This window comes from Streptomyces sp. NPDC042364, assembly GCF_056437585.1.
The window spans coordinates 19,534-45,853 of the sequence record NZ_JBWKAJ010000025.1 but is presented as its reverse complement, the minus strand read 5'-3'; the positions used below and the strand labels follow the sequence as shown (position 1 = coordinate 45,853).

General features: G+C 73.3%; 23 protein-coding genes. 11 read left to right on the top strand and 12 right to left on the bottom strand.

The features are described 5' to 3' along the window. Positions 1-116: 116 nt before the first annotated feature. Complete coding sequence (locus AC067N_RS33755; protein WP_478682737.1) at positions 117-896, bottom strand: DeoR/GlpR family DNA-binding transcription regulator; 780 nt, start codon at positions 894-896, stop codon at positions 117-119. Between the two features lie 141 nt (positions 897-1,037). Between AC067N_RS33755 and AC067N_RS33750 the strand changes: the two genes are divergently transcribed. The 3 genes from AC067N_RS33750 to AC067N_RS33740 all read left to right on the top strand — a co-directional run bounded on the left by AC067N_RS33750 (position 1,038) and on the right by AC067N_RS33740 (position 3,728). Beyond that, positions 1,038-1,925, top strand: coding sequence for an SIS domain-containing protein (locus tag AC067N_RS33750; RefSeq protein ID WP_478682736.1), 888 nt, complete (start codon positions 1,038-1,040; stop codon positions 1,923-1,925). 45 nt (positions 1,926-1,970) lie between these two features. Beyond that, positions 1,971-2,846, top strand: a complete 876-nt coding sequence (locus AC067N_RS33745) for a class II fructose-bisphosphate aldolase (RefSeq protein ID WP_478682735.1) — start codon at positions 1,971-1,973, stop codon at positions 2,844-2,846. A gap of 108 nt (positions 2,847-2,954) precedes the next feature. Further along, a complete protein-coding gene (locus tag AC067N_RS33740; RefSeq protein ID WP_478682734.1) occupies positions 2,955-3,728 on the top strand; it encodes a helix-turn-helix domain-containing protein in 774 nt (257 codons plus the stop codon). 9 nt (positions 3,729-3,737) lie between these two features. On the opposite strand, the gene AC067N_RS33735 is transcribed toward AC067N_RS33740, so the two are convergent. Then, entirely contained in the window at positions 3,738-4,892 is a 1,155-nt protein-coding gene (locus AC067N_RS33735; protein WP_478682733.1) for a methyltransferase, read from the bottom strand. A gap of 67 nt (positions 4,893-4,959) precedes the next feature. On the opposite strand from AC067N_RS33735, the gene AC067N_RS33730 reads away from it, so the two are divergent. The 3 genes from AC067N_RS33730 (at position 4,960) to AC067N_RS33720 (ending at position 7,506) form a co-directional block, all read left to right on the top strand. Next, positions 4,960-5,634 (top strand): alpha-ketoglutarate-dependent dioxygenase AlkB family protein, encoded by a 675-nt coding sequence (locus tag AC067N_RS33730; RefSeq protein ID WP_478682732.1) that lies wholly within the window; start codon positions 4,960-4,962, stop codon positions 5,632-5,634. A 51-nt stretch (positions 5,635-5,685) separates the two neighbouring features. Continuing rightward, entirely contained in the window at positions 5,686-6,930 is a 1,245-nt protein-coding gene (locus tag AC067N_RS33725; RefSeq protein WP_478682731.1) for an ROK family protein, read from the top strand. Positions 6,931-7,362: 432 nt separating this feature from the next. Next, complete coding sequence (locus tag AC067N_RS33720; RefSeq protein ID WP_478682730.1) at positions 7,363-7,506, top strand: hypothetical protein; 144 nt, start codon at positions 7,363-7,365, stop codon at positions 7,504-7,506. Between the two features lie 151 nt (positions 7,507-7,657). On the opposite strand, the gene AC067N_RS33715 is transcribed toward AC067N_RS33720, so the two are convergent. Both AC067N_RS33715 and AC067N_RS33710 read right to left on the bottom strand, forming a co-directional pair. Continuing rightward, on the bottom strand, positions 7,658-8,191 hold the full coding sequence (locus AC067N_RS33715; RefSeq protein WP_478682729.1) for an ATP-binding protein: 534 nt from the start codon (positions 8,189-8,191) through the stop codon (positions 7,658-7,660). A gap of 271 nt (positions 8,192-8,462) precedes the next feature. Then, a complete protein-coding gene (locus tag AC067N_RS33710; protein ID WP_055517608.1) occupies positions 8,463-8,786 on the bottom strand; it encodes a hypothetical protein in 324 nt (107 codons plus the stop codon). A 384-nt stretch (positions 8,787-9,170) separates the two neighbouring features. On the opposite strand from AC067N_RS33710, the gene cds1 reads away from it, so the two are divergent. After that, entirely contained in the window at positions 9,171-10,301 is a 1,131-nt protein-coding gene (cds1, locus tag AC067N_RS33705; RefSeq protein WP_478682728.1) for an L-cysteine desulfhydrase Cds1, read from the top strand. Between the two features lie 379 nt (positions 10,302-10,680). On the opposite strand, the gene AC067N_RS33700 is transcribed toward cds1, so the two are convergent. Further along, on the bottom strand, positions 10,681-11,511 hold the full coding sequence (locus tag AC067N_RS33700; protein ID WP_478682727.1) for a DeoR/GlpR family DNA-binding transcription regulator: 831 nt from the start codon (positions 11,509-11,511) through the stop codon (positions 10,681-10,683). A 290-nt stretch (positions 11,512-11,801) separates the two neighbouring features. On the opposite strand from AC067N_RS33700, the gene AC067N_RS33695 reads away from it, so the two are divergent. Then, on the top strand, positions 11,802-14,201 hold the full coding sequence (locus AC067N_RS33695; protein WP_478682726.1) for a hypothetical protein: 2,400 nt from the start codon (positions 11,802-11,804) through the stop codon (positions 14,199-14,201). Positions 14,202-14,327: 126 nt separating this feature from the next. Here the strand turns inward: AC067N_RS33695 and AC067N_RS33690 are convergent, their stop codons facing one another. The 5 genes from AC067N_RS33690 to AC067N_RS33670 all read right to left on the bottom strand — a co-directional run bounded on the left by AC067N_RS33690 (position 14,328) and on the right by AC067N_RS33670 (position 20,743). After that, on the bottom strand, positions 14,328-15,833 hold the full coding sequence (locus AC067N_RS33690) for an alpha/beta hydrolase (RefSeq protein WP_478682725.1): 1,506 nt from the start codon (positions 15,831-15,833) through the stop codon (positions 14,328-14,330). Between the two features lie 151 nt (positions 15,834-15,984). Continuing rightward, the gene (locus AC067N_RS33685; protein ID WP_478682724.1) at positions 15,985-18,429 is read right to left on the bottom strand and encodes a right-handed parallel beta-helix repeat-containing protein; all 2,445 of its coding nucleotides are present in this window, start codon (positions 18,427-18,429) and stop codon (positions 15,985-15,987) included. 111 nt (positions 18,430-18,540) lie between these two features. Beyond that, positions 18,541-19,164 (bottom strand): Rv1733c family protein, encoded by a 624-nt coding sequence (locus tag AC067N_RS33680; RefSeq protein ID WP_478682723.1) that lies wholly within the window; start codon positions 19,162-19,164, stop codon positions 18,541-18,543. Between the two features lie 250 nt (positions 19,165-19,414). Beyond that, complete coding sequence (locus tag AC067N_RS33675) at positions 19,415-20,239, bottom strand: MOSC domain-containing protein (RefSeq protein ID WP_478682722.1); 825 nt, start codon at positions 20,237-20,239, stop codon at positions 19,415-19,417. Positions 20,240-20,293: 54 nt separating this feature from the next. Then, positions 20,294-20,743, bottom strand: coding sequence for a DUF6643 family protein (locus tag AC067N_RS33670; RefSeq protein ID WP_478682721.1), 450 nt, complete (start codon positions 20,741-20,743; stop codon positions 20,294-20,296). Between the two features lie 321 nt (positions 20,744-21,064). On the opposite strand from AC067N_RS33670, the gene AC067N_RS33665 reads away from it, so the two are divergent. Beyond that, a complete protein-coding gene (locus tag AC067N_RS33665; protein WP_478682720.1) occupies positions 21,065-22,357 on the top strand; it encodes a TerD family protein in 1,293 nt (430 codons plus the stop codon). Between the two features lie 17 nt (positions 22,358-22,374). Here AC067N_RS33665 and AC067N_RS33660 read toward each other — a convergent pair whose 3' ends face one another. Continuing rightward, positions 22,375-23,550, bottom strand: a complete 1,176-nt coding sequence (locus tag AC067N_RS33660) for a glycosyltransferase (protein ID WP_478682719.1) — start codon at positions 23,548-23,550, stop codon at positions 22,375-22,377. Between the two features lie 57 nt (positions 23,551-23,607). Here AC067N_RS33660 and AC067N_RS33655 point away from each other — a divergent pair, with 57 nt between their 5' ends. Further along, positions 23,608-24,414, top strand: coding sequence for a glutamate racemase (locus tag AC067N_RS33655; protein ID WP_478682718.1), 807 nt, complete (start codon positions 23,608-23,610; stop codon positions 24,412-24,414). A 50-nt stretch (positions 24,415-24,464) separates the two neighbouring features. Continuing rightward, entirely contained in the window at positions 24,465-25,022 is a 558-nt protein-coding gene (locus AC067N_RS33650; RefSeq protein ID WP_478682717.1) for a hypothetical protein, read from the top strand. 37 nt (positions 25,023-25,059) lie between these two features. On the opposite strand, the gene AC067N_RS33645 is transcribed toward AC067N_RS33650, so the two are convergent. After that, positions 25,060-26,055, bottom strand: coding sequence for an O-antigen ligase family protein (locus AC067N_RS33645; protein WP_478682799.1), 996 nt, complete (start codon positions 26,053-26,055; stop codon positions 25,060-25,062). Positions 26,056-26,320: the final 265 nt, after the last annotated feature.

Sequence of the window (26,320 nt, the reverse complement as noted above, 5' to 3'; positions counted from 1 at the left end):
GAGGCGGCCCCCGTGCGGTTCGAGGTCGGCCGCACGATCGACCCCGCCGCCCCGCCGCCCTGCCCGAGGTGAGGCCGCGCCACTGAACCCGTCCGCCGTGCCGCCCGAGCCCGGCCTCAGGCCACGACGACCCGCACCCCCGCCTCCTCGAACCGCCGTACCGCCCCCGGCTCCGCCGCCGCGTCCGTGACCAGCGTGTCCACGGACCCGGCCGCGCAGATCCACGCGAACGCCCGCCGCCCCAGCTTGCTGGAGTCGGCCGCGACGACCACCCGCTCCGCACGCTCGCACAACAGCCGGTTGACCGCGGCCTCCGCCTCGTCGTGCGCCGCCGCACCGTGCTCGACGTCGAACGCGACCACGCCGAGCACCGCCATGTCCAGGGTGATCTGCCGGAGCACACCGTCGGCGAGCGGCCCGACCAGCTCGTACGACTGCGCGCGGGCCACCCCGCCCGTCACCACGATCTTGAACTGGGGCCGCACCGCGAGCTCGCTCGCGATGTTCAGCGCATTGGTGACCACGGTCAGCGCGGGCGCCCCGGACGCCAGATCGCCCCGCACGGCCAGCGCCCGCGCGACCTCCGTGGTGGTCGTGCCGCCGGTGAGGCCCACCGCCTCGCCGGGCGCGACGAGGTCGGCCACCGCCTTCGCCACGCGCTGCTTCTCGGTGGCACGCCGGGCCGTCTTGTAGCGCAGCGGCAGCTCGTACGAGACCCCGTGCACGACCGCCCCGCCCCGGGTCCGGACGAGCATCTGCTGTTCGGCCAGCTGGTCGAAGTCGCGACGGATGGTCGCCGCCGACACCGCCAGCTCGGCGGCCGCCTCCTCGACGTCGAGCCGCCCCCGCTCCACGAGCAGTTCGAGCAGCGCCTGCCAGCGGGCGTCGCGGGACATGGGGACACCTCTCCGTCCGGACGTGATCTTCACATGACCCTAGCGCAGACCGAACCGGTCGTTTGCTTGAAGATGCTCGAAGTATGGCTCTATCTTGCAGCTACGAGCATGAAGCTGTCGTCTGCCGGGGAGGGTGACCGCATGACCCACGTCGAGGACGAACTGCACAGCCAGCCCGAGTGCTGGGCCCGCGCCACCGCCGAAGCGGTCTCCCACGCCGACGTCCTGCCGACGGCGGGGGAGCGGGTGGCACTCGTCGGCTGCGGTACGTCCTACTTCATGGCCCAGGCCGCCGCGGCACTGCGGGAGCGCGCGGAGCACGGTGAGACGGACGCCTTCGCGGCCTCCGAGTTCCCGTACGGCCGCGCCTACGACCACGTCGTCGCCCTCACCCGGTCCGGCACCACCACCGAGGTGCTCGACCTGCTGGGCACCCTCCGGGGACGCACCCGCACCACGGCCGTCACGGCGGACCCGGACACGCCGGTGAGCGCGGCCGCCGACGACCTCGTCGTGCTGGACTTCGCCGACGAGAAGTCCGTCGTCCAGACCCGCTTCGCGACCACGGCGCTCACCCTGCTGCGCGCCCATCTGGGCCTCCCCACCGGCCGGGCCGTGGCCGACGCCCGCACCGCACTGGACACCCCGCTGCCCGAAGGGGTCGCCGACAGTACCCAGTTCACCTTCCTGGGCCGGGGCTGGACCGTGGGGCTCGCCCACGAGGCCGCGCTCAAGATGCGCGAGGCCGCGCTGGCGTGGAGCGAGGCCTACCCCGCGATGGAGTACCGGCACGGCCCCGTCAGCGTCACCACCCGGGGCACGGCCACCTGGATGTTCGGCGAGGCACCCGAAGGGCTCGCCCAGCAGGTACGCCGGACCGGCGGGACATGGGTGGCCGGTCGCCTCGACCCCCTCGCCGAACTCGTCCGCGCCCAACGCCTCGCCGTCACCGTGGCCGCGGCCCGCGGCCTCGACCCGGACCGACCGCGCCACCTCACCCGCTCGGTGATCCTCGGCCCGACCGCGTGACCACCCCGGGACGGACCCTCTACCGCCAGCGCCTCAGGAGGAGTTGTGCCCCTCACGACGACCGGTGAGCTGATCACGGGGGCGGCCGCCGCGCACACCGCCGTGGCTGCGTTCAACATCATCACCCTGGAGCACGCCGAGGCCGTCCTCGCGGGCGCCGAGTCCGTCGACGCCCCCGTCGTCCTCCAGGTCAGCGAGAACGCGGTCAGGTTCCACGACGGGGAGCTGCTCCCCCTGGCCCGTGCCGCCACCGCCGCGGCCGAACGGGCGACCGTGCCCGTCGCGCTCCACCTCGACCACATCCGGAGCGACGACCTGCTGCGCCGGGCACCCGACGCCGGCTTCAGCTCGGTGATGTACGACGCCTCGCACCTGCCGTACGCCGAGAACCTCGCAGCCACCCGGGCCGCGGTGGAGTGGGCGCACGCCCGAGGCCTGTGGATCGAGGCCGAGTTGGGCCAGGTCGGCGGCAAGAACGGGCTGCCACCGCTGGACGCGCACGCCCCCGGCGCCCGTACCGACCCCGACGAGGCCCGTGCCTTCGTGGTCGATTCCGGCGTGGACGCGCTCGCCGTGGCCATCGGCAGCGCGCATGCCATGACCACCCGGACCGCCACCCTCGACCACACCCTCCTCAAGCGGCTCTCCGGCACCCTCGGCGTCCCCCTCGTCCTGCACGGTTCCTCCGGCGTCCCCGACGACGAACTGCGCGCGGCCGTGACCGGCGGCATCGCCAAGGTCAACATCGGCACCGCCCTCAACATCGCCCTGACCGGCGCGATCCGCGACTTCCTGACCGTCCGTCCCGAGGCGGTGGACCCCCGCGCCTACCTGGCGGCGGGACGTACGGCGATGACGGAGACCGTGGCGCGTCTGATCGGCGTTCTCGCCTCGCCTTCGACGTGCGGCGCCGGGGGCTGACGCACGACCGTCCCGTGGCCCGAGGCGCCCGGGAGCGGCAGGCAAAGCTCCTGCTGACGGAGCCGCCGGGGAGCGGGATGTGACGGCCGTCACTGATACGTTTCCGTCATGCGGGAGACGGAGATCCACCTCGGCGAGCCGCCCGTCGTCGCGGGCATCGGAGTCGGTGTGCACGGGGTGGCCGGGCGTACGGACGTGTTCCGGCTCCCGGAGCTGTGGCAACTGCACCTCTACCGGTACGAGGCCGAGCTGACCGTCGACGGCACCGTCCACATCGTCCGCCCCGGCCGGGTCAGTCTCGTTCCGCCCGGCACCACGGTCCGCTACCGCTACCGCGGCCGCTCGGAACACCTCTACGCCCACCTGCGCATAGCCCCGGCCGGTACGCTCCGCACGGTCCCCGTCGTGCAGGACGCCGGTCCCGAACTCCCCGCCCTGACCGACCTGTTGCTCCAGGCGGTGGCCGCCGCCCCGAGCGAGCCCGAGCGCACCAGGGCCGAGATCTGGACCACTCTGTGGCGGGTCGCCCACCTCACCCCGCCCGCCGCGGCCGACCCCGGCCCGCACCCGGCGGTCATCACGGCCATCGCCCACATCGAGGCCCACCTCGCGGCCCCGCTCTCCATTCCGGAGGTGGCCCGGGCGGCCGGTGTCTCCCACAACCACCTGACCCGGCTGTTCCGCGCGGAGACGGGCAGCACGGTCGTCGGCTACATCCGCCGCCGCAGACTGGAACGCGCCCACCATCTGCTGCGCGCCACGACCCTCTCCATCCCCGCCGTCGCCGCCTCCGTGGGCATCCCCGACCTCCAGGCCTTCAACAAGGCCTGCCGCAGGGAACTCGGCGCCTCCCCGCGAGCCCTGCGCGGCGTCACTCCCTGACCGCGGTCGTCACGAACCCCGCTTGACCGCCTTCAGCACCACGAACTTCGCGTCGCCGGCCACGAGTCGGCTGTTGCCGAAGATCCGACGCAGCTTCACGTGATACCCCAGATGGCGATTCCCGACCACCCACAACTCGCCCCCCGGCCGCAGTGCACGCCGCGCGCCGGTGAACATCCGCCAGGCCGTGGCGTCGGTCATCGCCTGGTGGGAGTGGAACGGCGGGTTGTTGAGGACGAGGTCGACGCTCTCCGGCGCGAACCCGGCCATTGCGTCCCCGACCCGGAACTCGGCCTTGCCGTCCGCGTTCGCCCGGTACGTCGCCTCCGCCGAGGCCACCGCCTGGTACGACTCGTCGACGAACACCACCTCGGCATCCGGATCGCCGAGCGCGACCGCCGTACCGACCACACCGTTGCCGCACCCCAGATCCACCACGCGCCCGCCCCCGCGGACCCGCGGCAGGTGCCCGAGGAAGAACCGGGTACCGATGTCGAGCCGGTCGGCGCAGAACACCCCGGCGTGACTGACGACGGTGCGCCCCCCCAACACACCGATGTCGTGCGGCAGTTCGTAGGTGTACGGCCATGGGTCGGGCTCGCGGGCCCGGATGACCCCGGCGTCCGGCGCGCAGAGGATCAGCCGTGCCTTCTGCTCGGCGAGCGAGGTGCGGGTCGGTCCGAGGATCCGTTCGAACAGCCTCAGCGTCGAGGTGTGGATCTCCTTGACCATCCCGGTGCCGACGACGACCGTCCCCTCGTGCACGGCCGGGGCCAGCCGGTGCAACTGGTCCTCCAGGAGCGCGAGGCTCTTGGGAACCCGTACGAGGAGCACGTCGATCCGGTCCGGAGGCGGGTCCTGGGTGGTGAGCAGCCGTACCGTGTCCGCCTCGAACCCGTTGCGCGCCAGGTTCGCCCGGGTGGCCTCCCGGCTCAGGAAGGAGTCGGTGATCTGCGTCGGCCGGTGCCCGGCGAGCGCCGTGACCAGCGCGCCCCAGCGGTCACCGACCACGACGACCGTCCCGTCCAGCGGTGTCCCGCTCGCCGCGAGATGGCGCAGCAGGTACGCGTCGGACGCGTCCCAGGCGCGCAGCCGGTCACGGGGGTCCTCGGGGAAGCGGGCCAGGGCGTACTCGCCCCAGGGCGCGGTCATACGGTCGCTCATCGTGTGCCCAGGCTAACCGAGCCGCAGCTCAGGCCGTGCCCCGCGCGGAGTGCGTGATGATGGACCCATGGACGCCGAGCTGTTCCCCCGCAGCCGCGCGGAGATCGCGCCGGGCGCGGTCCACGTCCCGGGCTGGCTGGACACGGAGCACCAGCAGCGGCTCCTGTCGGCCTGCCGCGAGTGGGCCCGCCCACCCGCCGGCCTCCGCACGGTCCGTACCCCCGGCGGCGGCACGATGACCGCCCGCCAGGTCTGCCTCGGCCACCACTGGTACCCGTACGGCTACGCCCGCACGGTGGTCGACGGCGACGGCGCCCCGGTGAAGCCCTTCCCGTCCTGGCTGGACGATCTGGCCAGACGCGCGGTGGCGGACGCGCTCGGCACCGCCCCGGGGAGCGATCCCGGCACGGCGCCGGACCCGTACGACATCGCCCTGATCAACTTCTACGACGCGGACGCCCGTATGGGCATGCACCGCGACAGCGACGAGAAGTCGGACGCGCCGGTGGTGTCACTGAGCCTCGGCGACACCTGTGTCTTCCGCTTCGGCAACCGGGAGTCGCGGGCACGCCCGTACACGGACGTGGAGCTGCGCAGCGGTGATCTCTTCGTGTTCGGCGGCCCGTCCCGGCAGGCGTACCACGGGGTGCCCCGGGTGTACGCGGGGACGGCGCCGCCCGCGTTGGGCCTGGCCGGGCGGCTCAACATCACCCTGCGGGTGAGCGGCTTCGGCGGTGGCTGAGGTCGACTCGGCGGCATCCGACCCGGTACGGATCATGGGAGACTCGCCCTCATGGACGGCAAGGCGGCCCCCAAGGCGGCGGGCGAAGGGACAGCGACGACACGGACCCGGCTGGACCGGGGGAGGGGCGCGCTCGGTCCGGCGCTGGAACTCGTGCACACCGGGCGGGCGCCGACGAGGGCCGTGCTCACCGCCGAACTGGGCGTCACCCGGGCCACGGCGGGTGCCGTGGCCGCCGAGCTGGAGGCGCTGGGGCTGATCCGGGTCGACGCGCACCCGGGTGCGGCCGCCGGTTCCCAGGGCCGCCCCTCGCACCGTCTGGAGGTCGCCGAGGAAGGCCCCGTCGCGCTCGCCGCCCAGGTGCACGCCGACGGATGGCGGGCCGCCCTGGTCGGACTCGGCGGCCGGATCGTCGCGACCGCCCCCGGCTGCGAGACCGTCGACGCCGACCCGGCGAAGGTGCTCGGGTCGGTCGTCGAGGCGGGCGCGGACCTGCTCCGCGAGACGGGCCGGCGCTGCGTGGGCGCGGGCCTCGCCGTACCCTCCGCCATGGCCGAGCCGGCGGGTCTGGCGCTGAACCCCCTCCACCTGGCCTGGCCGGCCGGCGCCCCGGTCCGCGAGATCTTCTCCGAACGGGTTCGGGCGGCCGGCATCCAGGGGCCGGCCTTCGCGGCCAACGACGTCAACCTCGCCGCGCTCGCCGAACATCGCCACGGTGCCGGCCGGGGCGCCCGCGACCTCCTCTGCGTCGCCACCGGGCACCGGGGCGTCGGCGGCGCGCTGGTCCTCGACGGCCGCCTGCACACCGGCAGTTCCGGCCTGGCCCTCGAAGTCGGTCACCTCACCGTCAACCCGGAGGGCCGCCCCTGTCACTGCGGCAGCCGTGGCTGCCTCGACGTCGAGGCCGACCCGCTGGCCCTGCTCACGGCGGCCGGCCGCGACCCCGGCCCCGTGGTCTCCCTCCTCCAGCAGGCCATTGACCTGATCCGCACCGAGTACGCCGACCCGGCCGTCCGCACCGCCACCGAGGCCCTCATCGACCGCCTGGGCCTGGGCCTCGCCGGTCTCGTCAACATCCTGAACCCCGACCGCATCATCCTCGGCGGGCTGCACCGGACGCTCCTGGACACCGACCCCGACCGCCTGCGTACCGTCGTCGCCGAGCGCAGCCTCTGGGGCCGTCAGAGCGGCGTGGTCCCCGTCCTCCCCTGCACCCTGGACCACAACAGCCTGGTGGGCGCCGCCGAACTGGCCTGGCAACCGGTCCTGGACGACCCGTTGGCGGCCCTGACCTGACGGATCTCGCGGAGAACCTCGGCAGGGGTGGAACGACTGGCGCGGGGCGGCGGCCAGACCCCCTCAGCCCCCACACCTCACCGTCAAACTCCACGGCGCGGCCACCAAAGGCCGCCGCAGATCTCCGAAACCACGACCACCACGACCACCCGTTCCCACACCCCACGCCGCTCCAGCACCAGCCGAGGCACCACTCCCGTCCCGCACCCCAGCGCGACAAGCCACCTCCGCGCGGTCCGTGACCCCTCGCTCCGCACGAGCGGGAGGTCTTCGACCACGCGTACACGGCCGCGTACACCTCAGCCCGCGACCTCGTCGCGGAGATCTACGACGAGGCCGTCGGCGGAACCGAACTGCGCAGCGTCATCCTGGCCGAACGCCGCCTCGGCGCCCGCCCGATGAGCGAGGCCGGTGGTTCGCCCGATGTGGTCCGTGAGCGACAGGGCCCGCGCCCGCCGTGCCGACCGGGAACCGTCTAACGAGGCCCTCATGTCCGCCTTCGAGACCCACCCCGTCCATCAGGCCCTGGCCGCGGCCTCCGGACTCCGCCCGTCGGTGGACATCCCGGTGACCTGAGCCCCCTTCGCAGCCTCCGGCCGCACTGCGCCCCGCCCCGCGCCGACTGTCCGCGCCGGACGGGCAGTTCGGGCGGCCGGGCGGGGCGGGGCGCCGGCGGTGACCGGCCGGCGCCCGGACGACGCGTACGGGGAGGGTGGTCACCGCCCGGTCAGCCTGCGACGGCCGACCGGGCGGGAGCGTGTTCGGGCCTGCGCCCGCGCGCGGCGGGCCGACGCCCGGCGTCGAACGGCTGCAGCTGGGGCTGGGGCTGCCCGATGTCGTAGGGCGAGATCTTCGGCACCGCGGCCGAGGACGCCGGCAGCGTGAACCACACGACCTTCCCCGACTCGCCGTGCGGCCGGACACCCCAGCTCTCACTCACCGCGGCGACCATCGCGAGCCCCCGTCCACTCGTGGCGAAGAGCTCCGCGTCCTGGACGACCGGGAGGCGCGGGTCGTTGTCCTGCACCGAGACCGTGAGCCGGCCGAGGAGCAACTCCATCTCCACGGTGCACAACTTGTCCGGCTCCGCGTGCCGGTGGACGTTGGACAGCAACTCGGTCACACCGAGCGCGGCCCGCTCTATCAAGGGATCCAGATGCCAGTAGCGCAATTGCGCAGATACGATTCTGCGGACCTGGCCGATCCGCGACGGCAGGGCTTGGAGCTCCACCGTGCAGTGCCTGCTTTGCTGGCTGATCACGGCTGCGACTCCCCGATGTGAGTCCGGAAGATCGGAGTACGGATCCAGCGAGGTGGCTGGGCGAAGAACGCCGCCTGCTGTGGGGCGGCCGCCTACGACTGCCGCCTGGTGGACGGCGGCACGGGGCTGCCGTCTGCTCGTGGGGTGGCTGCGTACCGATCGCCGCCCGCTGTCCTGACCGGCGGCTGGTTCGCAGCGTTATCGCCGGTAAACCCAGAGTTACGTGTGACCAGCGTGACCCAGGGGGTCGGGTCCCGCAACTCGCGGTCCATCAGCCGCCACGCCCCGCGGCCTTGCGTACCGCCTCGATGAACCGGCGGGCCGAGGGCGGGCCGGGTTTCCCCGGAGCCGGGTCGTGCTCGTTCAGGGTGAGTGTGTAGCGGGTGCCGTTGACATCGGCCAACGCCCGGTCCTCGTTGGCGAACCAGGGCTTCGAGGCGCGCACCGCCTGCACCGGGGCGCTGTCGATCTCGCTGCCGTAACTGGTCAGCAACTGAAGCCGGCCGTCCTCGATCCTCACCTGACCCGCCCGGGTGAGCTGCCGCAGCCTCTTCCCGATCCGCACGCCCGTGGCCGTGAACTCCGGCTCCGCCATGTGCCCCGCCCCCTAGTGCGCTCGTGCTTCGGTTGTTCCCGTCCCGCGCTTCGGCCGTTCCCGTCGTGATCCGTACCGGACCGTGATCCAGTGTGCCCGAGGGGCGCATTTTCCCCGCGCCACCCCCGAGGGAGTCGACCAGGCCCGTGCGGTGAAGTCTGCACGTCCCGGGCGTCGAGCACCAGTGCGCACGGTTGGTCGGGGGCGGGGTTCCGGCGCACGCGCTGCATGCGCCCCCCATGCGCCCCGCGCGTTGCTGCCACAGGACTGCCTTTGGGTTGCTCAAAGGCATGTTTATGCAGGTGAGAAGCGTGTGGAAGGTGTTTATCATCGGGACGTCCGACGCCGCGGCACGCCGTCGGCGCACCCTGTGAGGAGCACGCCGTGAGCACCCCCCAGACCACCAGCCCTGGCGCGACCCTCGACGTCGACCACAGCGACCCCGAGTACCGGACCTGGCTCAAAGAAGCCGTCCGCCGGGTCCAGGCCGACGCCAACCGTTCCGCCGACACCCATCTGCTGCGCTTCCCGCTGCCCGAGAAGTGGGGGATCGACCTGTACCTCAAGGACGAGTCGACCCACCCCACCGGCAGTCTCAAGCACCGCCTCGCCCGTTCCCTCTTCCTCTACGGGCTGTGCAACGGCTGGATCCGGCCGGGCCGCCCCGTCATCGAGGCGTCCAGCGGCTCCACCGCCGTCTCGGAGGCGTACTTCGCCAAACTGATCGGCGTCCCCTTCATCGCCGTCATGCCGCGCACGACCAGCGCCGAGAAGATCCGCCTCATCGAGTTCCACGGCGGTCGCTGCCACTTCGTGGACGACTCCCGGAAGATGTACGAGGAGTCGGCCCGTCTCGCGGTGGAGACCGGCGGCCACTACATGGACCAGTTCACCTACGCCGAACGTGCCACGGACTGGCGCGGCAACAACAACATCGCCGAATCCGTCTTCCGGCAACTGGAGTTGGAGCGCTTCCCCGAGCCCGCCTGGATCGTCGCCACGGCCGGCACCGGCGGCACCTCCGCGACCATCGCGCGCTACGTCCACTACATGCAGTACGACACCCGGATCTGCGTCGCCGACCCCGAGAACTCCTGTTTCTTCGAGGGCTGGACCACCGGCGACCCCGACGTCACCTGCGACTGCGGATCCCGCATCGAGGGCATCGGCCGCCCCCGTATGGAGCCCAGCTTCGTCCCCGGCGCCGTCGACCGCATGATGAAGGTCCCCGACGCCGCCAGCGTCGCCGCCGTACGAGCCCTGGAGCAGGCCATCGGCCGCAAGGCCGGCGGCTCCACCGGCACGGGCCTGTGGAGCGCCTTCAAGATCATCGCCGAGATGGTCGCGGAGGGGCGCCAGGGAAGCGTCGTCACGCTCCTGTGCGACCCGGGCGACCGCTACCTCGACAAGTACTACTCGGACGAGTGGCTGAGGGAACAGGGCCTCGACATCGCCCCGTACATGACGGCCATCCGTTCCCTCCTGCAGACCGGAGTGTGGGCCGCGCCCCACTAAGAGCTCCGAACAAGAGTGGAGCCCGGCTCGCGGCGTCTGGCACGCACGCTCGCCGCGTTGCCGAAAGCCCCTGGTAGCCCCGCTACAAGGAGCTTCCGGCGCCTTGCGATCGCGCGCACCAGACGTCGCGAGCTGATCGGACTCCACTTCTGTTCGGAGCTCTAAGGGTTGTCCCGTGATCCCCGGCGGGCGCGCGGAACAAGTCAGGGGCGTGTTTCGAAAGTCCCGCCTGCCCCGCGGCAAGTCCGGCACGCACGCTCGGCGCGGGACACCGCGTGACCATCCACGGCCGAACCGCGGTCCCGCGAGGTCCCGGTCCGACCGGGCGCTCAGGGAGCCCCTGCTCGGGGAACCGGTCCCTCAGGGAGACGGGCGCCCGTCAGAGGTCGCCGCCGTCCTCGTCCTCCCCGGCCACCACCAGCCGCCGCAGGTGCTCGGAGATCTCGGCCCGCGCCTGCGCGGCCAGCCCGGCGTCCGTCACCAGCGTGTCCACCTGGTCCAGCGCGGCGAACGAACTCAACCCGACCGTCCCCCACTTCGTGTGGTCGGCCACGACGACGACACGCCGCGCCGACTGCACGAGCCGGCGGTTGGTCTCGGCCTCCGCCAGGTTCGGCGTGGACAGCCCCGCCTCGACCGATATCCCGTGCACACCGAGGAACAGCACGTCGAAGTGGAGCGCCGCGATCGCCTGATCGGCCACCGGCCCCACGAGCGAGTCGGACGGGGTCCGCACCCCACCGGTGAGAACGACGGTCGCCGCCCCCTGCCGGGGACCCGTCGTGCGCTGCGCGGCGTGGAAGACATCGGCGACCCGCACCGAGTTGGTGACCACGGTCAGATCCGGCACGTCCACGAGCCGATGTGCGAGCGCGTATGTCGTCGTACCACCGGACAGGGCGATCGCCGAACCCGGCGCCACCAGCTCGGCGGCCGCCCGCGCGATGTCCTCCTTGGCGCTCAGCTCCAGCCCGGACTTCGCCTCGAAGCCCGGCTCATGCGTACTCGCCTCGGCCACCGGCACCGCGCCGCCGTGCACCTTCTCCACGGCGCCCTGGCGGGCCAGGGCGTCCAGGTCGCGGCGGACCGTCATATCCGAAACGCCCAGCTTCCGGGTCAGCTCGTTGACGCGGACCCCGCCCCTGCGGCGCACCTCGTCGAGGATCAGGGCGCGCCGCTGCTCCGCGAGGAGGTTCTGATTCTCACTCACGCTCGCCCCGGTCCTTTCGCCCCATCACGCCCGACACGCTCCTATACCCCCTCCGAAACGGACATTCCCCCGTCCCCGGTCCCGAGGACGTCCCATATTCGCACGCCACACCACCTGTCGCGCCACCACCCGCACGCGCGCGAGCAGCCGGTATGGCGTTGTCGCGCCCGTCACTATCACACGGATCGGGGAGATTCGGTGACCACAGGTGTACGAGCACCGCTCAGCGGCGATCATCTGTGCCTGCACATCACACCTGCCTTGCGGCGCATCACGGGGGAAGCGGACCAGTGGATCGTGCGACGGAGCGTGCCGGGTACAGAGGAGACGCAGGGCATTCCGAGGAAGGCGGGCAGCGCGTCGCAGGCCGCCCCGGAGCCGACGACGGCACCGCCCTCGAACTGCTCGTCCACGGCGTCGGCGGCACCACCCCCGAACGCATGCTCGACGATCCACGCACCGTCCGTATCACCGGCGACGACACGGCGGCCGTCTTCCGCCGTATCGACGACGCCGACGCGGAGGACCGCCCGGCCGACCAACGCGGCAGGCCCGTGCCCGAGGCCTACGTCTGGTGCAACCTGACCTCGGGGAACGGCTCCCGTGCCCTGTGGCTGTTGCTGCTGCCGTTCATGGTCGTCAACCTCGCCCACTGGATGCGCCCCACCACCCGCAACCGACAGCGGACCATACGGCTCCACGGCCTCGTGGTCCGCCTCACCGGACTGACCCTGACCGTGCTGCTGGTGGCCGCCGCCTGCGAGGTCGCCCTCGATCTGACCGCCTGGCAGTGCGCGGGCACCCGCTCGTGCGCCGAGGCGCACACCTGGCTCGGCTTCCTCTCCCCGGATCTCTCCCACCACGGCTGGTGGAGCAGCCCCGGCCGCCGCCTCGCCCTGGCCGCCCTGGTACCCGCCGCGCTGACCGGGCTGCTGTGGTACCTGTCCCACCGCACCTGGAGCGAGTACGAGTCGCAGCGGCCCATGGGCCGGGCCGACGCCCGCCCCACCGTGGACGACGTCGAGCCGGTCGCGCTCGGCCGCCCCGGCTTCTGGTACGGGCGCCGGCTCGTGGCCCGGCTGCGTGCCGCCCACACGGCGGCCGGCTTCCTGACGGTCGCGGCGGCCGTCGGCACGTCCGCCGCCCGAGAGGACCGCCGGCCCGGCGGCCCCGCCGTCCTGGAGCTCCTGGGGTGGCTGTTCCACGCGGCACTCGTCCTGCTCGCCGCTGTCGTGGTGTGGGTGGTGTGCCGCAGGGGCCGCTCCGAGAAGCGCCTGGACCGGGAACTCGACGGACACCTGGTACGCGGCCTGCCCACGGCCTCGATCGTCCTGCTCGTCCTCGCCGTGGTGTATGCCGGCTGGTCACGCCCCGGCTGGAGGTCGGCGGGGCGGCTGCCGGGGGACCTGACCTTCGGCGGGATCACCCTGGTCCAGGGCGTCCTCGTCATCGCCCTCGGCGTGGTCGCCCGCGTCCTCTACCGCTCGCGCCCCGACCCGCGGACCGCGCTGTACGGCCTGGGCGGCCCCGCCGTCGCGATGCTGGCCTGCGCCCTCGGCGGCGTCATGTCCGCCGGAGTCGCCCAGCGGGTCGCCGACTGGCTCGGCGGCACCGGCGACGCCCTCCCCGGCCCGCCGATCCTCCTCACCTGGCAGGCATCCGTCATCCCGCCCCTGCTGCTGGTGGCCCTGGTCCTGCTCGTCTGGCTGGCCCGCCGCACCCGGGTACTACGGCGCGAGGAGACGGCGGCGGTCGAGGAGGAGTACGGCCTCGGGGACGCCGGACGGCAGGGCGGCGGCCCGGACGAGGAGCCCGAGCCCCGCGACGCCGCCCGGACCCTCCGTATCGCCCGCACCCGTGCCATGGCCGCCCTGACCGACCGCGCACCCCGCGTCGTCGGGATCATCTCCACCGTGACGCTCCTGCTCGGCGCCGGAGCCCTGGCCGGCGCGATCGCCACGGGGGAGACCCCGGCGCGGGCGACCCGGGACTCGTACGCGTTCGTCGCGGGCGCGGCCCAGACCGCGCAGGCACTCGGGTCCTGGCTGATCGGTGTCGGCTTCCTGCTCTTCGTCACCTGGGGCCGCCGGGCCTACAAGGACGCCTCCGCACGTCGCACGATCGGCATCCTCTGGGACGTCGGCACCTTCTGGCCGCGCGCCGCCCACCCCTTCGCACCGCCCTGCTACGCCGAGCGCGCCGTGCCCGACCTCACCTGGCGGATGGCCACCTGGACGCGGACCACGGGCGGACGGCTGGTCATCTCCGGACACTCCCAGGGCAGCGTCCTCGCCGCGGCCGCCGCCTGGCAGCTGACCCCGTCGGTCCGGCGCCGGGTCGCGCTGCTGACCTACGGCTCACCGCTGGAGCGGCTGTACGGGCGCTGGTTCCCGGCCCACTTCGGCCCCGCGTCCCTCGCCTCCCTGCACCGCGAGGTCGACTGCTGGCGCAACCTGTACCGCCTCACCGACCCCATCGGCGGCCCCGTCCGGTTGCCGGGCCGGTGCGGACCGGAGGTCGACGCCGAGCCCTTCAAGGACCCCCTCGCCTACGGCCGCACCGCCGGCCACCCCCTGCCCGCCCCGATCCTCGGACACTCCGACTACCAGGCGGACCCGGCCTTCGCCGTCGAGCGGCAGCGGCTGCTGGCCCGCATCGCCCCGGAGGTGCCCGGTCCGCGCGCCTGCTGAGGGTTGTCCCGTGATCCCCGGCGTCGCGCGCCCGCCGGGGGGCACGGCACACCCCTTCGGCCGTCTCCGACCACGCGCGTCGTCGCCCGGAGGGCGGCCCCGCGGCGTCGCGACGCCCGGCACGCGTTACTCGTCGGGGCAGGACACGTCCCGCTCGGGCCGCTGACCCGTCAGCAGGAACGTGGTCACCGTCCGGTCGCCGCAGGCATTGCCCGTCCCCAGGTAGACGCCGTGACCGCCGCGCTCCACGGTGACGAGCCGCGCCCGGTCACCGAGGGCCGCCCGCATCCGCAGTGCGCCGAAGTGGGGCGTGAACGGGTCCCGCCGGTTCTGGATCATGAGGATGTTGGACGGGCCGTCGTCGGTGATCCGGGTCGGCTTCCCGGCGGGCCGGTCCTTCCAGAAGGAGCACGGGGTGATGTTCACCGGCATCCCGGCCGTGAGCGGATACCGGACGCGGTTCTCGGCCACCGCCCGCTCGTGCGCCGCCACCGACGCCGGCCAGCGCACGTCGTTGCAGACCACCGCCATCACCGCCGCCGCGTCCTCGTCGCTCAGCGGCCCGGCCAGGTCGGGCGGCAGCACCGGCGTCATCCTCGGATCGCCGGCCTGCCGCATCAGCAGGGCGAGGTCGTCGAAGGACGCGTCGTTGTAGAGGGCGGACTGCATCGCCTGCCGCAGCCGGTTGCCCGTGAGCGGCACGCCCGGGGTGGTCGTCGCCCGTGGTGTACGGTCCAGTCCGGCCGCCAGGGACAGGAACAGCGGCCGGACGTCCTCCGCTCGCTCGGCGAGCCGCAGGCCCTCCGGGGCGCGGGCCGGGTCGGCGGCCCAGGCGGCGAAGTCCGGGAACCGGTCCTCCGCGCCCCGCGCCGTGTTCTCCAGCCAGCGCCGCTCGACCCGACGCGGATCGGGGTCGTCGTTGCTGTCCAGCACCCACCGGTCGGTCCGCTCCGGGTACTTCTGCGCGTACACGGCGCCCACGTACGTCCCGTAGGAGACCCCGTAAGCCGACAGCCGCTCCTCGCCCAGCGCCTGCCGGAGACGGTCGATGTCCCGCACCTCGTTGGCGGTGGTGAGGCTGCGCAGCACGGCCCCGCCGTTCCTCGCGCAGGCTTCGGCGGTACGCCGGGCCCGGGCGACGTTCTCGCCGATGCCGCCGCCGGGCGCGGGCCAGGACCGCAGCGTCACCAGATGCCGGTCCTCGGCGGGGAGACCGCACCTCGCCCGCGTGCTGCCGCCCACACCCCGCGGGTCCAGGCTGACGACGTCGTACGCGTCGCCGAGTTGCCCGCGCAGTGCCTTCCCCTGCTGGGTCAGGCGCCGGACACCCGAACCGCCCGGTCCGCCGGGGATCACCAGCAGCGTGCCGCGCCGTGTCTCGGGGTGCTCACTGCGCAGCCGGGACACGGCGAGCGTGAGCCGGGGGCCGTCCGGGTCGCGGTAGTCGAGCGGTACGGGCAGCTCGGCGCACTCCTGTCCCGCGGGGCCGCCTGGCTGTGCGCAGGGGCGCCAGGTGAGCGTGGGAGGGGCGGAGGGGGCGCCGGCCGCCGGGCCGGCGACGGCGGTCAGCGTGGTGGCCGCGGCCGAGACGGACAGGGCGAGGACCAGGGCTCGTCGAGTGCGATGCGTCATGGGGATCATGCTGTCGGCCGGAGCCTTCCGGCCCCATCCGGCCGACAGCACACCTGCGGTGGGGTTTTCCCCCTGGGGCTCACCCCACGGGCGCCGTTCGGCCGGGTCGGTGCCTCGCTCCGACAGCACCGCGCCACGCGCCGGCGCGCCGCTACGCGAGCTCCGGCAGGTCCTCCGCGTACAGCAGCGTCAGGTCGTCGGTGCTGGGCTCGTCGACCTGGGCGACCCGGCTCGCGTGACGCTCCACCATCGCCTCGAAGGTCTGCCGCGCGGTACGGCCGTTGCCGAAGGCGGGACCCTTCGGGAGCGCCGTGAAGTACTTCAGCAGGGCCTCGCCCGCTCCCGGAGCCAGCCGGTACTCGTGCTCCTCGGCCTGCTGCTCCACGATGCGCAGCAACTCCTCGGGGACGTAGTCGTCGAAGGTGATCGTGCGGGAGAAGCGGGACGCCACACCGGGGTTGACGGTGAGGAAGCGCTCCATCTCGGCCGTGTAACCCGCGACGATCACCACCACCGAGTCCCGGTGGTCCTCCATCAGCTTCACGAGCGTGTCGATGGCCTCCTTGCCGAAGTCCCGGCCGGAGTCCTCGGGGGACAGCGCGTACGCCTCGTCGATGAACAGCACCCCGCCACGGGCCCGTTCGAAGGCCTCCTGGGTGCGGATGGCGGTGGAGCCGATGTGCTCGCCGACCAGGTCCACACGGGACACCTCGACGAGATGGCCCTTCTCCAGGACACCGAGGGAGGCCAGGATCTCGCCGTAGAGACGGGCGACCGTGGTCTTGCCGGTGCCGGGGGAGCCGGTGAACACCAGATGCCGCTTGACCGACGCGGCCTTGAGACCGGCCTGCCGGCGGCGGCGGCCCACCTCGATCATGTCCGTGAGGGCCCGCACCTCGCGCTTGACGCTGTCCAGCCCGACCAGCGCGTCCAGTTCACCGAGCACGGCCTTCGACGTCCGGGCCGGCTGCCCGGGCTCCGCGACCGGCGTGGCGACCACCGGTGGCTGCGGTTCGGTGGTGCGCTGGCCCGGGATGGAGCCCAGCAGACCGGGGGAGTGGGGCGCGGTCTGTGTGGCGGTCTCGTGCGCCACCGGGGGCCGCACGCCGCCACTCTCGTCGCTGGTGCAGTCCTCGACCACGGGGCCGCCGCCGGTGGTGCCGGGGCCGCCCTCCGCGAACTCGTAACCGCCGCGCGCGCAGCGCTCCGTACGGCACTTGCGCAGCGTCGCGCGGCAGCCGTCGATGATGTGGAAGCCGTAGCCGCCGCTGCCGGTCACCCGGCAGTTGAGGAAGCTGCCGCGGCCCTCGGCCGAGACATAGAAGCCCGCCTCGGCGGGCGAGGTGACCGTGCAGCGCTCGATGGTAGGGTCCGCGCCCTTGGTGACGATCACGCCGGTCTGAGTGCCGTCCAGGGTGCAGCCGTTGAGGGTGCCGCCGCTGCCGTGGTCCCGGAACCAGGCGCCCGTCGCCGCGTCCCGGATCCGGCAGTCGTCGAGCTGCGCGGTCGCGCCGTCGCTCACCGACACGGCCGTGTTCCGCACCTGCGACAGATCGCTGTCCACGACGTCCGCGCGGGACCCCCGGTCCAGGACGAACAGGGCGTCCGGTACGTCGTGCACCCGGCAGGACTCCAGGACGGCCGTGGCACCGTCACTGACCCAGACGGCCGGATAGTCGCCCGTGCTGTCGAAGATCTCGCACTGGTTGGCGTCCACGCGGGTGCCCGGGTCCCACACCGACAACCCGTTGCGTCCGAACTGCCGCACCGTGGTGCGGGTCAGGGTGAGCACGGAGCGGGAGCGCAGATCCACCGCGTTCTCCGGGATGTCGTGGATGCGGCAGTCCGCCAGGGTGAGCACGGCGTCCGTGTCGAGCGTGACGCCGTCCGCGGTCGTACGGTGCACATCGCAGTCGGTGAGATGGGCCGTGGCCCGCCCGGTGATCTGGACACCGCTGCCCCGGACCTCGTAGATCTCGCAACCGACGGCCTCCAGCGCGGAGTTCTCGCCGGTCGCCGTCAGGCCCGAGCCGGAGGCGTGGTGCACCCGGCACCGGTCGAACCGCGGATGGCCGCCGCCGCGGACCGCGACTCCGGCCTGCCCGGCCGCGACGACCTCGCACTCCTCGAACACCCCGCCGCCGCCGTCGACCACGGCGATACCGATCCCGGCCGGGTTGTCGACCGTGCAGCGCCGCACCGTCGGGCGGGCTGTGCCGCGCACCTCGATGCCGACCGCGGAGCGGGTCACGATCCGCAGGTCCATGAGCTCGGGAGTGCCGTCCTCGACGAGCAGCGCGGGTGCCGCGGCGTCCTGGCCCTCGACATGCAGGTCCTGCACCACGGCCGAGGCGGACACCGTCAGCGGCACCCCGTCCACGGGCGCGATCCGCACGGAGCCGGGCGATCCCTCGGGGCCGCGCAGCGTGACCCCCCGCTGCACGACGAGGTTCTCCCGGTACGTACCGGGGGCGACGATCAGCACATCGCCGTCGCTCGCGGCCTCCAGGGCCGCGGCGAGCGATGTGTACTCACCCGTGCGGCGCCGCCACCGCGATGTACCGGTGTGCGTCACCTGGACCGTGCCCTGTGCCATGGCGTTGCTGTGCCCCCACCTCGTGGAACGCGGGTCGATGCCGAACAGTTCGGCTGGTCGGTCCACCGTAGCGTGCGCGGGCAGGGGGAGTTGACCGGAGTCGGAAGGCCGTCAGCTGCCCGTCCCCGTCCTGCCCCAGTCCGGCCCCGCCTTGTCCCACGCCTGGTCCCAACGGGCGTACCGGTGGCGGATCATGCGCCAGACGACCAGCCGTCTGCAGCCCTCGATGAAGCCCGCGGCCAGCACGGTCGAGCCGAATCCGGCCAGCACGGCGTGCGTCGTCGCGGTCGCGCTGTCCAGCGGCCGGCCGGCCGTGCGTCCCTGGGAGTCCGTCCACAGTGCGAAGCGGTCGCCGGGCCGCGGGTCCCTGAGGGCGGTCATGACCGTGCCGTGCCGGCCGGTGCCGTCCGGGGCGGTCCAGTCGGCGACCACGCGGCTGTGCCGGTCGCGGGAGGTCGACGTCTCGGGGTCGGGGTCCAGGGGGGAGCCGGCGACCCGCTCGACGACGGTGGCCGTCACCAGGTGCCGGGCCGCCCGCTGTTCCCGTACGGACTGTTGCAGGGAGCTCTGCGCGGTGGTCCCCACGACGGCGCCGACCAGGGGGGCGACCACGAGGATCAGCATGAGCGCCGCGAACGCCAGCCACGCCTCGACGAGATCGGTCGTCCGGCGCAGGGGGTTGCGGCGCCAGCGCCACAGTCCGCCGAATGCCCCAAGCCCGCCGATTGCCCGCACTGTCCCACGCCCCCTTCCGCGTCCGTGATAGCCCCCTGCGGGGACGCCCACGCGCGGTACCGGTGAAGAGAGAGCGAAATCACCTCTCCCGCCGGTCTTCTCATGAACTTCTCACAAAGGCCCAACGGCCGGGCCGGGCACCTGTGTTCCCCGGCCGTCACCGAATCCGGGATGTTGAATTTTCAAGGTGGATGGTACTCCCCTATGTCGGCACGGATCTCGCCGTGCCGAACTCCCTTGATGGACGGGGCTATTCGAGCACGCGTACCGGATCGCCGATTCGGACCGTCCCCTCCGATTCCGGAACCAGGTTCTGCCCGAAGACCAACTGGTCGCCGAACCGCCGGTGCCGCGCGAGGGTGCGCAGCGGTTCCCGGCCGCGCTCGGCGGTGTCCTGGTCGGTGGTGGTCACCACGCATCGGCCGCACATCTTGGCGACCCGGAAGGGGACGTCGCCGATGGCGACGCGTCGCCAGCCGTCCTCGGCCCACGCCTCCGTGCCGTCCACCACCACGCTCGGCCGGAAACGGCTCATGGGCAGCGGGCCCTCCTCGGGGTGGTCGCCGCGGGCGATGAGCGAGTTGAGCGCCTCCAGGGAGGCGACGGTGGTGAGCAGCAGAGGGTAGCCGTCGGCGAAGCTCACCGTCTCGCCGGGTCGGGCGTACTCGGGGTCGACGGGGCGGCGCGTCGCGGGGTCGTCCAGATGCACCAGGCGTACCGGAACGCCCAGGTAGTCGCTGAACCAGGCGTGTGCGGCGGGAGCGGCGGGGACCGCCTCGACCTTGTCCCGCCAGATCTCCACCGTCGTCGTGGGGGCCGGCCCGGGCACGGGGACGGTGAGCGGCTCACAGCCGGGCGCGGACAGCACGAGGCCGCCGTCGGGCTCCAGCCCGGCGGCGGCCAACGCCATGCGCGGATGCGGACGTTGTGTGATGACCTTGCCCGAGTCGTCGACCAGCACCCAGCGGCGGTCGCCCGCCAGACCCCAGGGCTCCACGACGGCCTCGTCGGGGGCGAAGCCCCGGGCCGCCTTCAGCGGGTGGACGTGGATCGAGTGCAGTGACGGTTTCCCCATGGGGTCATCCTGCCAAAAGGCGGAGGCCACCCCACGCGGAATGTTTCAGTCGGCTCAGTACCCGCGGTACTGCTGCCCGTTGTACGGATCCTGCTGGTACGGGGGAGTGGGAGCCGGGCGCGGGGCGGCGGGGCGCATGGCCTCGTATCCCATGCCGGCGCCCATCGGGCGCTGCTGCTGCGGCGGCTGGGCGCCGGGGTAACCGCGCGGACCCGCGGCCTGCTGCGGGATGTACGCGGTCGGCGCCTGCTGCAGCGGCGACGGCTGCTGGGCCTGCGGATAGCCGTAGGCGGGGGAGGGCTGGGAGGGGCCCGCCGGCAGCGCGGGGAGCGCCGACGGGAGCGCGGGCAGACTGCTGCCCGGCATGTCGTACGCGGCGGGGACTCGGATCGGCGCGATCTGAGGGGTTCCCCGCTCGGCGACGAGGGAGTCGTAGATCGGGGTGTCCGCGAAGGACGAGGCGGAGTAGTAACCGCCGCCGTAGGTGGAGCGGGGGGAGGTCATGGCACATAAGTTAAGCCCACGATGTGCTGGTTGGGGAGACCGATAAGAGGCTTGTTTTCCGTGTCGGCAGTGACGCTGGATCCCCAATGCGAGCGAACTCGGTGAAAAGGGGCAGCGAAAGACGCTCTGACCGTGTAAAGGCCGAGTTCCGAGCGGGTTACCGAGGGTTGGGGAATGATCTTTCGGTACGGCTTCTGGGGGTTCGGGCGCCGGGGGAATAGGTTTGGCGCCGACAAGCGGGCCGGACGGTTCGGACCGAGCGTGTGGGACGCGGCCTGGCGATGACCCTTCTGGGCGACCTTCCTTCTGATGGGGGCGGACATGTCAATGCCGAAAGGATCGAACGTCGCGGTGCCGACGACCGGGCTACGCGTGGAACTGGGCTGGCGATCCGGACCAGGCGTCCCGGACGCCGACGCCTCGGCGCTGCTGCTGTCCGGTGGCAAGGTCCGTTCCGACGCGGACTTCGTCTTCTACAACCAGCCCGCGCACTCCTCCGGCGCCGTCCGGCACGAGGGCAAACAGGACGTCGGTGGACAGGTGACCGACTCCCTGCACGTCGACCTCGCGCGCATCGAGCCCTCCGTCGAGACCGTGGTCCTGGCCGCGTCCACCGACGGCGGCACCTTCGGGCAGGTGCCGGGTCTGCACATCCGGGTGCTCGACGAGCGGGCGGGCACCGAGGTCGCGCGCTTCGACAGCGCGGACGCCGGTGTCGAGACGGCCTTCGTGCTCGGTGAGTTCTACCGCCGTCAGGGCGCCTGGAAGTTCCGTGCCGTCGGCCAGGGCTACAGCAGCGGGCTCGAAGGCCTGGCCTCCGACTTCGGCATCACCGTGGACGAACCCCAGCGCGCCGCGGCTCCACAGGCGCCCGTGTCCCCTCCGGCGCCCGTGTCCCCGCCCGTCACCGTGCCACCGCCGGTGACGACCGCGCCGCCCGCACCCCCGGCCCCGCCCGCGACGCCGCCGGCCCCCGTGCGCCTCACCAAGGTGACGCTCACCAAGGAGGCCCCGGCGGTCTCCCTGGCCAAACAGGGCGGCACCTCCGGTGCCATGCGCGTCAACCTGAACTGGGAGGTGCGCAAGCAGTTCACGGGGTGGGGCAGCAAACTGGGCCGGGCCGTCGCCATGCACGCGGACCTCGACCTCGACCTCTGCGCCCTGTTCGAACTGTCCGACGGCAGCAAGGGCGTCGTCCAGGCGCTCGGCAACGCCTTCGGGGCGCTGCACCGGCCGCCGTTCATCCACCTCGACGGTGACGACCGCACCGGCGCCGTCACGAGCGGCGAGAACCTCACCGTCAACCTCGACCACGGGAACGCCTTCCGGCGCATCCTCATCTTCGTGACCATCTACGCGGGCGCCCGCTCCTTCGCCGACCTCCACGCGACGGTCACGCTCCAGCCCCAGCACGGGGCGCCCGTCGACTTCTCCCTCGACGAGTGCACCGTCCCCTCCACCGTCTGCGCCCTCGCCCTGATCACCAACCAGGGCGGCGACCTCATCGTCCGGCGCGAGGCCCGCTACCTCGTCCCCGAGCGCGGCGTCAGCCCCCAGCGCACCGTCGACCACGCCTACGGGTGGGGCATGAACTGGACACCCGGCAGGAAATAGCCGCCCCATGTGAGCTTCTAGCTCTCCTCGGGGACCGTCTCCGGGCGGGCGTAGGTGCGGCCCTTCCAGGCCGCGCCGCGCCCGCGGTAGTGCTGTACGGCGGAGTCGACCGTCATGAGGAGGTACAGGACCGCGGTGAACGGCAGCAGGGGAGCGAGCCACAGCGGCTGCCGGTAGTGACGCAGCATCGGCACATACGTCACCGTCATCAGGGCCCAGGCGAGCCCGCCGCACAGCGCCGCCCGTGGGTCGTCCGCCGCGAGCCCCAGCAGGAGCGCGGCGGGCGGCACCACGTAGACCAGCAGCAGACCGAGAACCGTGCCCGCGAGCAGCAGGGGGCTGTGCCGCAGCTGGGCGTAGGCGCTGCGCGAGACCATCCGCCACAGGTCGCGCAGCCGTGGGTAGGGCCGCACACTGTCCACCAGCTCGGCGAGCCCCAGCCAGATGTGGCCGCCGCTCCCCTTGACGGCCCGGGCGAGGGCCACGTCGTCGATGACGGCCTGCCGGATCGCGTCCGGGACCCGGGCCCGCTCGGCGGCCTCCGTCCGCAGCAGTACACAGCCGCCCGCCGCGGCCGCCGTGCGTGAGCCGCGCACGCCGATCCGGCGGAACGGATACAGCTGGGCGAAGAAGTAGACGAAGGCGGGGACCACGAGCCGCTCCCACACGCTCTCGGTGCGCAGCCGCGCCATCTGCGACACCAGGTCGAAGCCCCCGGCGCGCGCCGCAGCGACCAGCGTGCGCAGACTGTCCGGCCGGTGCGCGATGTCCGCGTCCGTCAGCAGCAGGAACTCGGGTGCCCGCGCGCGTGCCAGCCCGATCCCGTGCCGTACGGCCCACAGCTTGCCCGTCCAGCCCGGGGGCGGCTCCCCGGGCGAGGAGACCGTCAGGGTCAGCCCGCCGTGGCGTACGGCCAGCTCGCGGGCGAGATCGCCGGTGCCGTCCGTGCTGCCGTCGTCGACCAGGAAGACCTCGGCGCGGCCCGGGTAGTCCTGGGCCAGCAGGGACGGCAGGCTCTCCGGCAGAACGGCGGCCTCGTCGCGCGCGGGGACGACGACACAGACGTACGGCCAGTCGTCCGGGTCCCGGCGGGGCGGCAGCCGTACATCGGTGCGCCAGAAGAAGCCCTGGCAGAGCAGCAGCCACAGCCAGGCGGCGAGTGATCCGGCGGCGGTCCACGCGAAGGCGCTCACGTCCGCAGTCTGCCCCACGGCGAAGGCCCGGCCGAGGCAATCGTCTATCGTGGCCGGGTGAAGATCGCGCTCATGGACTCCGGTATCGGTCTGCTCCCCGCCGCCGCCGCGGTGCGGCGACTGCGACCCGACGCGCATCTCGTGATCTCGTCCGACCCCGACGGCATGCCCTGGGGGCCGCGTACCCCGGAGGACCTGACGCGGCGCGCCCTCGCGGTCGCCGAGGCGGCGGCCGCGCACCGGCCGGACGCCCTGATCGTCGGCTGCAACACCGCGTCCGTGCACGCCCTGCCCGCCCTGCGCGCCCTCCTCGAACCCGAGCTGCCCGTCATCGGCACCGTCCCGGCGATCAAGCCCGCCGCGGCCGGCGGCGGCCCCTTCACCATCTGGGCGACGCCCGCCACCACCGGCAGCCCGTACCAGCGCGGCCTGATCGAGGAATTCGCCGGCGGCGTGCCGGTCACCGAAGTGCCCTGCTGGGGTCTCGCCGAGGCCGTCGAGCACGCCGACGACGCGGCCGTCGACGCCGCGATCGCCGCGGCCGCCGCCCTCACCCCCGACGACGTGACGACCGTCGTCCTGGGGTGCACCCACTACGAACTGGTCGCCGAGCGCATCCGCGCCGCCGTCCAGAAGCCCGGCCACCCGCCCCTCGTGCTGCACGGCTCCGCGGGCGCGGTGGCCGCCCAGGCGCTGCGCCGGATCGGCGAGCCGCCGGTCCCCGACGCCGACTGGACCGAGGCCGGCCTGACGGTCATCCTCAGCGGACGCGAGGGCGCGCTCCCCGTCCCGGCCCTGGCCTACGAGGAGGGCAGGCTGCTCCAGGCGGTCGGGGCCGCGCTGGCGGCCCAGCCCGAGCAGTAACCCTCCGCGACCGGGTGCCTGCGCTGCGGAACCTGAGTACGCTCGGAGGCATGAGGGACCACTCCCGCGGCGAGCCGGGCACCCCCGAGGCCCTCACCTCCGAGGTCTGGACCGGCCGCGCGACCAACCGCGCCCAATGGCTCCTGGCGCTGGGCGGCGCCGCCTTCATGGCGCTGGGCATCGAACTCGCGGTGGACTCCGCGTGGACGTCCGGCGTCGCCCCGCTCGTGATGTCGGTCGTCGGCTGCATCGCGGCCGGACTGCTCGTCCTGTTCGGGACGCTCGCGTTCGTGCACGTCTCCGTGAAGGTCGACCGGGAATACCTCGAAGTGCGCTGCGGCCACATCGGCGTACCGCGCCGCCGCATCCCTCTCTCCCAGGTCACCGACGTGGACTACGCCCCCTGCGTCACCCCCCACCAGTGGGGCGGCTGGGGCTACCGCTGGCGTCCCGAGAAGGGCACCGCCGTCGTCGTACGGCGAGGTGAGGCCGTGGTGCTGCGCCTGCGGGACGGACACACGTTCACCATCACCGTCGACCACGCGCAGACGGCCGTACGCGTCATCCGGGCGCGGCTCAGCCCCAAGGCGTCCGGCGCCGCACGCTGACGCCGTCCGGGCCGCCGGTCGTCGAGGTCTTCCCGTCTCATCTGTCGGCTCTGCCGGCCGCGTCGCGCTCCGGTACGCCGACGCCGGGTTCCTCCTCCGCGAGGGGCCGCGCCGTCGCCATCCCGGCGAGCAGGCCCGCGCCCGCCGTCACCGTCGTGAAGCTCAGCGCGTTGCCGACCGTGGCGATCGCGGCCAGCGCGGTGAGCGCCGCGCCCGCGGTGAGCACCACCGGAGTGGTCCGCGTGGCCCGCCACAGGACGTACAGGACCCAGCAGAACACCGTGGTCAGCAGGGCGACGCCGATGAGGCCCTGCTCGGCCGCCAGCTGGAGGGGCGCCGAGTGCGGCTTGTCGTCGGACGGCAGCGCCTGGGCCACCGTCGGGCTGAGCTCGCCGAAGCGGCCGGGTCCGGCACCCAGCAGCGGTTCGGCCCGGGCCATGCCGAGCGCGTCGTGCCACAGCAGGACACGGTGCGGGGTGAGCCGGCCCTCCAGGGAGTCGCTCAGCCCCGACGGCAGCGCGTCCTCGGCTGCCGCCCAGGTCACCGCCGTCACCAGGGCGGTGACACACGCCAGCCCCGCGAGCCCGGGGCCCCGGGGCATCCGGGCCGCGGCGAGCGAACAGAGCAGTACCCCCGTGCACGCGACGACCCCGGTGGTCGAGCCGAGCACGCCCGCCGTCACCGCGACGCCCGCGGCCAGCAGGCGCAGGGCGAACCGCAGGCCGGGAGAGCGGGCCGCCCAGGCGGCGCAGCAGGCGGCGCCCGCGGACAGGGCCAGCAGCGCGGCCGTGGCACCCGTGTGCCCGAGTGGCGAGACGAGCGGTGAGCCCGTCGCGGTGTGCGGAGCGGTGGCCGCCAGACCCAGACCGGCGAGTGCTCCCGCGCCGGGAGCCACGACCGGCAGCAGGGCACCGCAGATGCGGCCCGCCGCGTAACCGGCCGACACCGCGAGCACCGCCAGCAGTACACCTTCGGGGCGGCCGCCCCGGGCCGCCGCCGTGACCAGCGACCAGGCCGCACACGCCCCGAGCATGATCACGCCCGCGACGTCGGAAACGTTCCGTCTGCCGGACGCGGCCGACGCTCCGGCCGCAGGCTCCGTCCCTGTGGACCCCAAACCGCCCCCCGACTGTGCCCGGCCCCGACCGCTCGACCGTGTTCGGCCGCACGTCAGAGGCTCGGGCACACCGTAACGGGTGATGTGCCGATGTGTGGACTAAATGCGCAGAAACGATGCGGCAGATGTGCGGCCCATCCCGCACGGTGCCCGGACGGACCGCGCTGTCAGCGCCGGGGTC

What these genes read in the sequence shown, in the direction of transcription:
- AC067N_RS33755 (WP_478682737.1), bottom strand. Translation starts at nt 896, where the DNA reads ATGTCCCGCGACGCCCGCTGGCAGGCGCTGCTCGAACTGCTCGTGGAG.
- AC067N_RS33750 (WP_478682736.1), top strand. Translation starts at nt 1,038, where the DNA reads ATGACCCACGTCGAGGACGAACTGCACAGCCAGCCCGAGTGCTGGGCC.
- AC067N_RS33740 (WP_478682734.1), top strand. Translation starts at nt 2,955, where the DNA reads ATGCGGGAGACGGAGATCCACCTCGGCGAGCCGCCCGTCGTCGCGGGC.
- AC067N_RS33735 (WP_478682733.1), bottom strand. Translation starts at nt 4,892, where the DNA reads ATGAGCGACCGTATGACCGCGCCCTGGGGCGAGTACGCCCTGGCCCGC.
- AC067N_RS33730 (WP_478682732.1), top strand. Translation starts at nt 4,960, where the DNA reads ATGGACGCCGAGCTGTTCCCCCGCAGCCGCGCGGAGATCGCGCCGGGC.
- AC067N_RS33725 (WP_478682731.1), top strand. Translation starts at nt 5,686, where the DNA reads ATGGACGGCAAGGCGGCCCCCAAGGCGGCGGGCGAAGGGACAGCGACG.
- AC067N_RS33710 (WP_055517608.1), bottom strand. Translation starts at nt 8,786, where the DNA reads ATGGCGGAGCCGGAGTTCACGGCCACGGGCGTGCGGATCGGGAAGAGG.
- AC067N_RS33690 (WP_478682725.1), bottom strand. Translation starts at nt 15,833, where the DNA reads ATGACGCATCGCACTCGACGAGCCCTGGTCCTCGCCCTGTCCGTCTCG.
- AC067N_RS33685 (WP_478682724.1), bottom strand. Translation starts at nt 18,429, where the DNA reads ATGGCACAGGGCACGGTCCAGGTGACGCACACCGGTACATCGCGGTGG.
- AC067N_RS33675 (WP_478682722.1), bottom strand. Translation starts at nt 20,239, where the DNA reads ATGGGGAAACCGTCACTGCACTCGATCCACGTCCACCCGCTGAAGGCG.
- AC067N_RS33670 (WP_478682721.1), bottom strand. Translation starts at nt 20,743, where the DNA reads ATGACCTCCCCCCGCTCCACCTACGGCGGCGGTTACTACTCCGCCTCG.
- AC067N_RS33665 (WP_478682720.1), top strand. Translation starts at nt 21,065, where the DNA reads ATGTCAATGCCGAAAGGATCGAACGTCGCGGTGCCGACGACCGGGCTA.
- AC067N_RS33650 (WP_478682717.1), top strand. Translation starts at nt 24,465, where the DNA reads ATGAGGGACCACTCCCGCGGCGAGCCGGGCACCCCCGAGGCCCTCACC.
- AC067N_RS33645 (WP_478682799.1), bottom strand. Translation starts at nt 26,055, where the DNA reads ATGCTCGGGGCGTGTGCGGCCTGGTCGCTGGTCACGGCGGCGGCCCGG.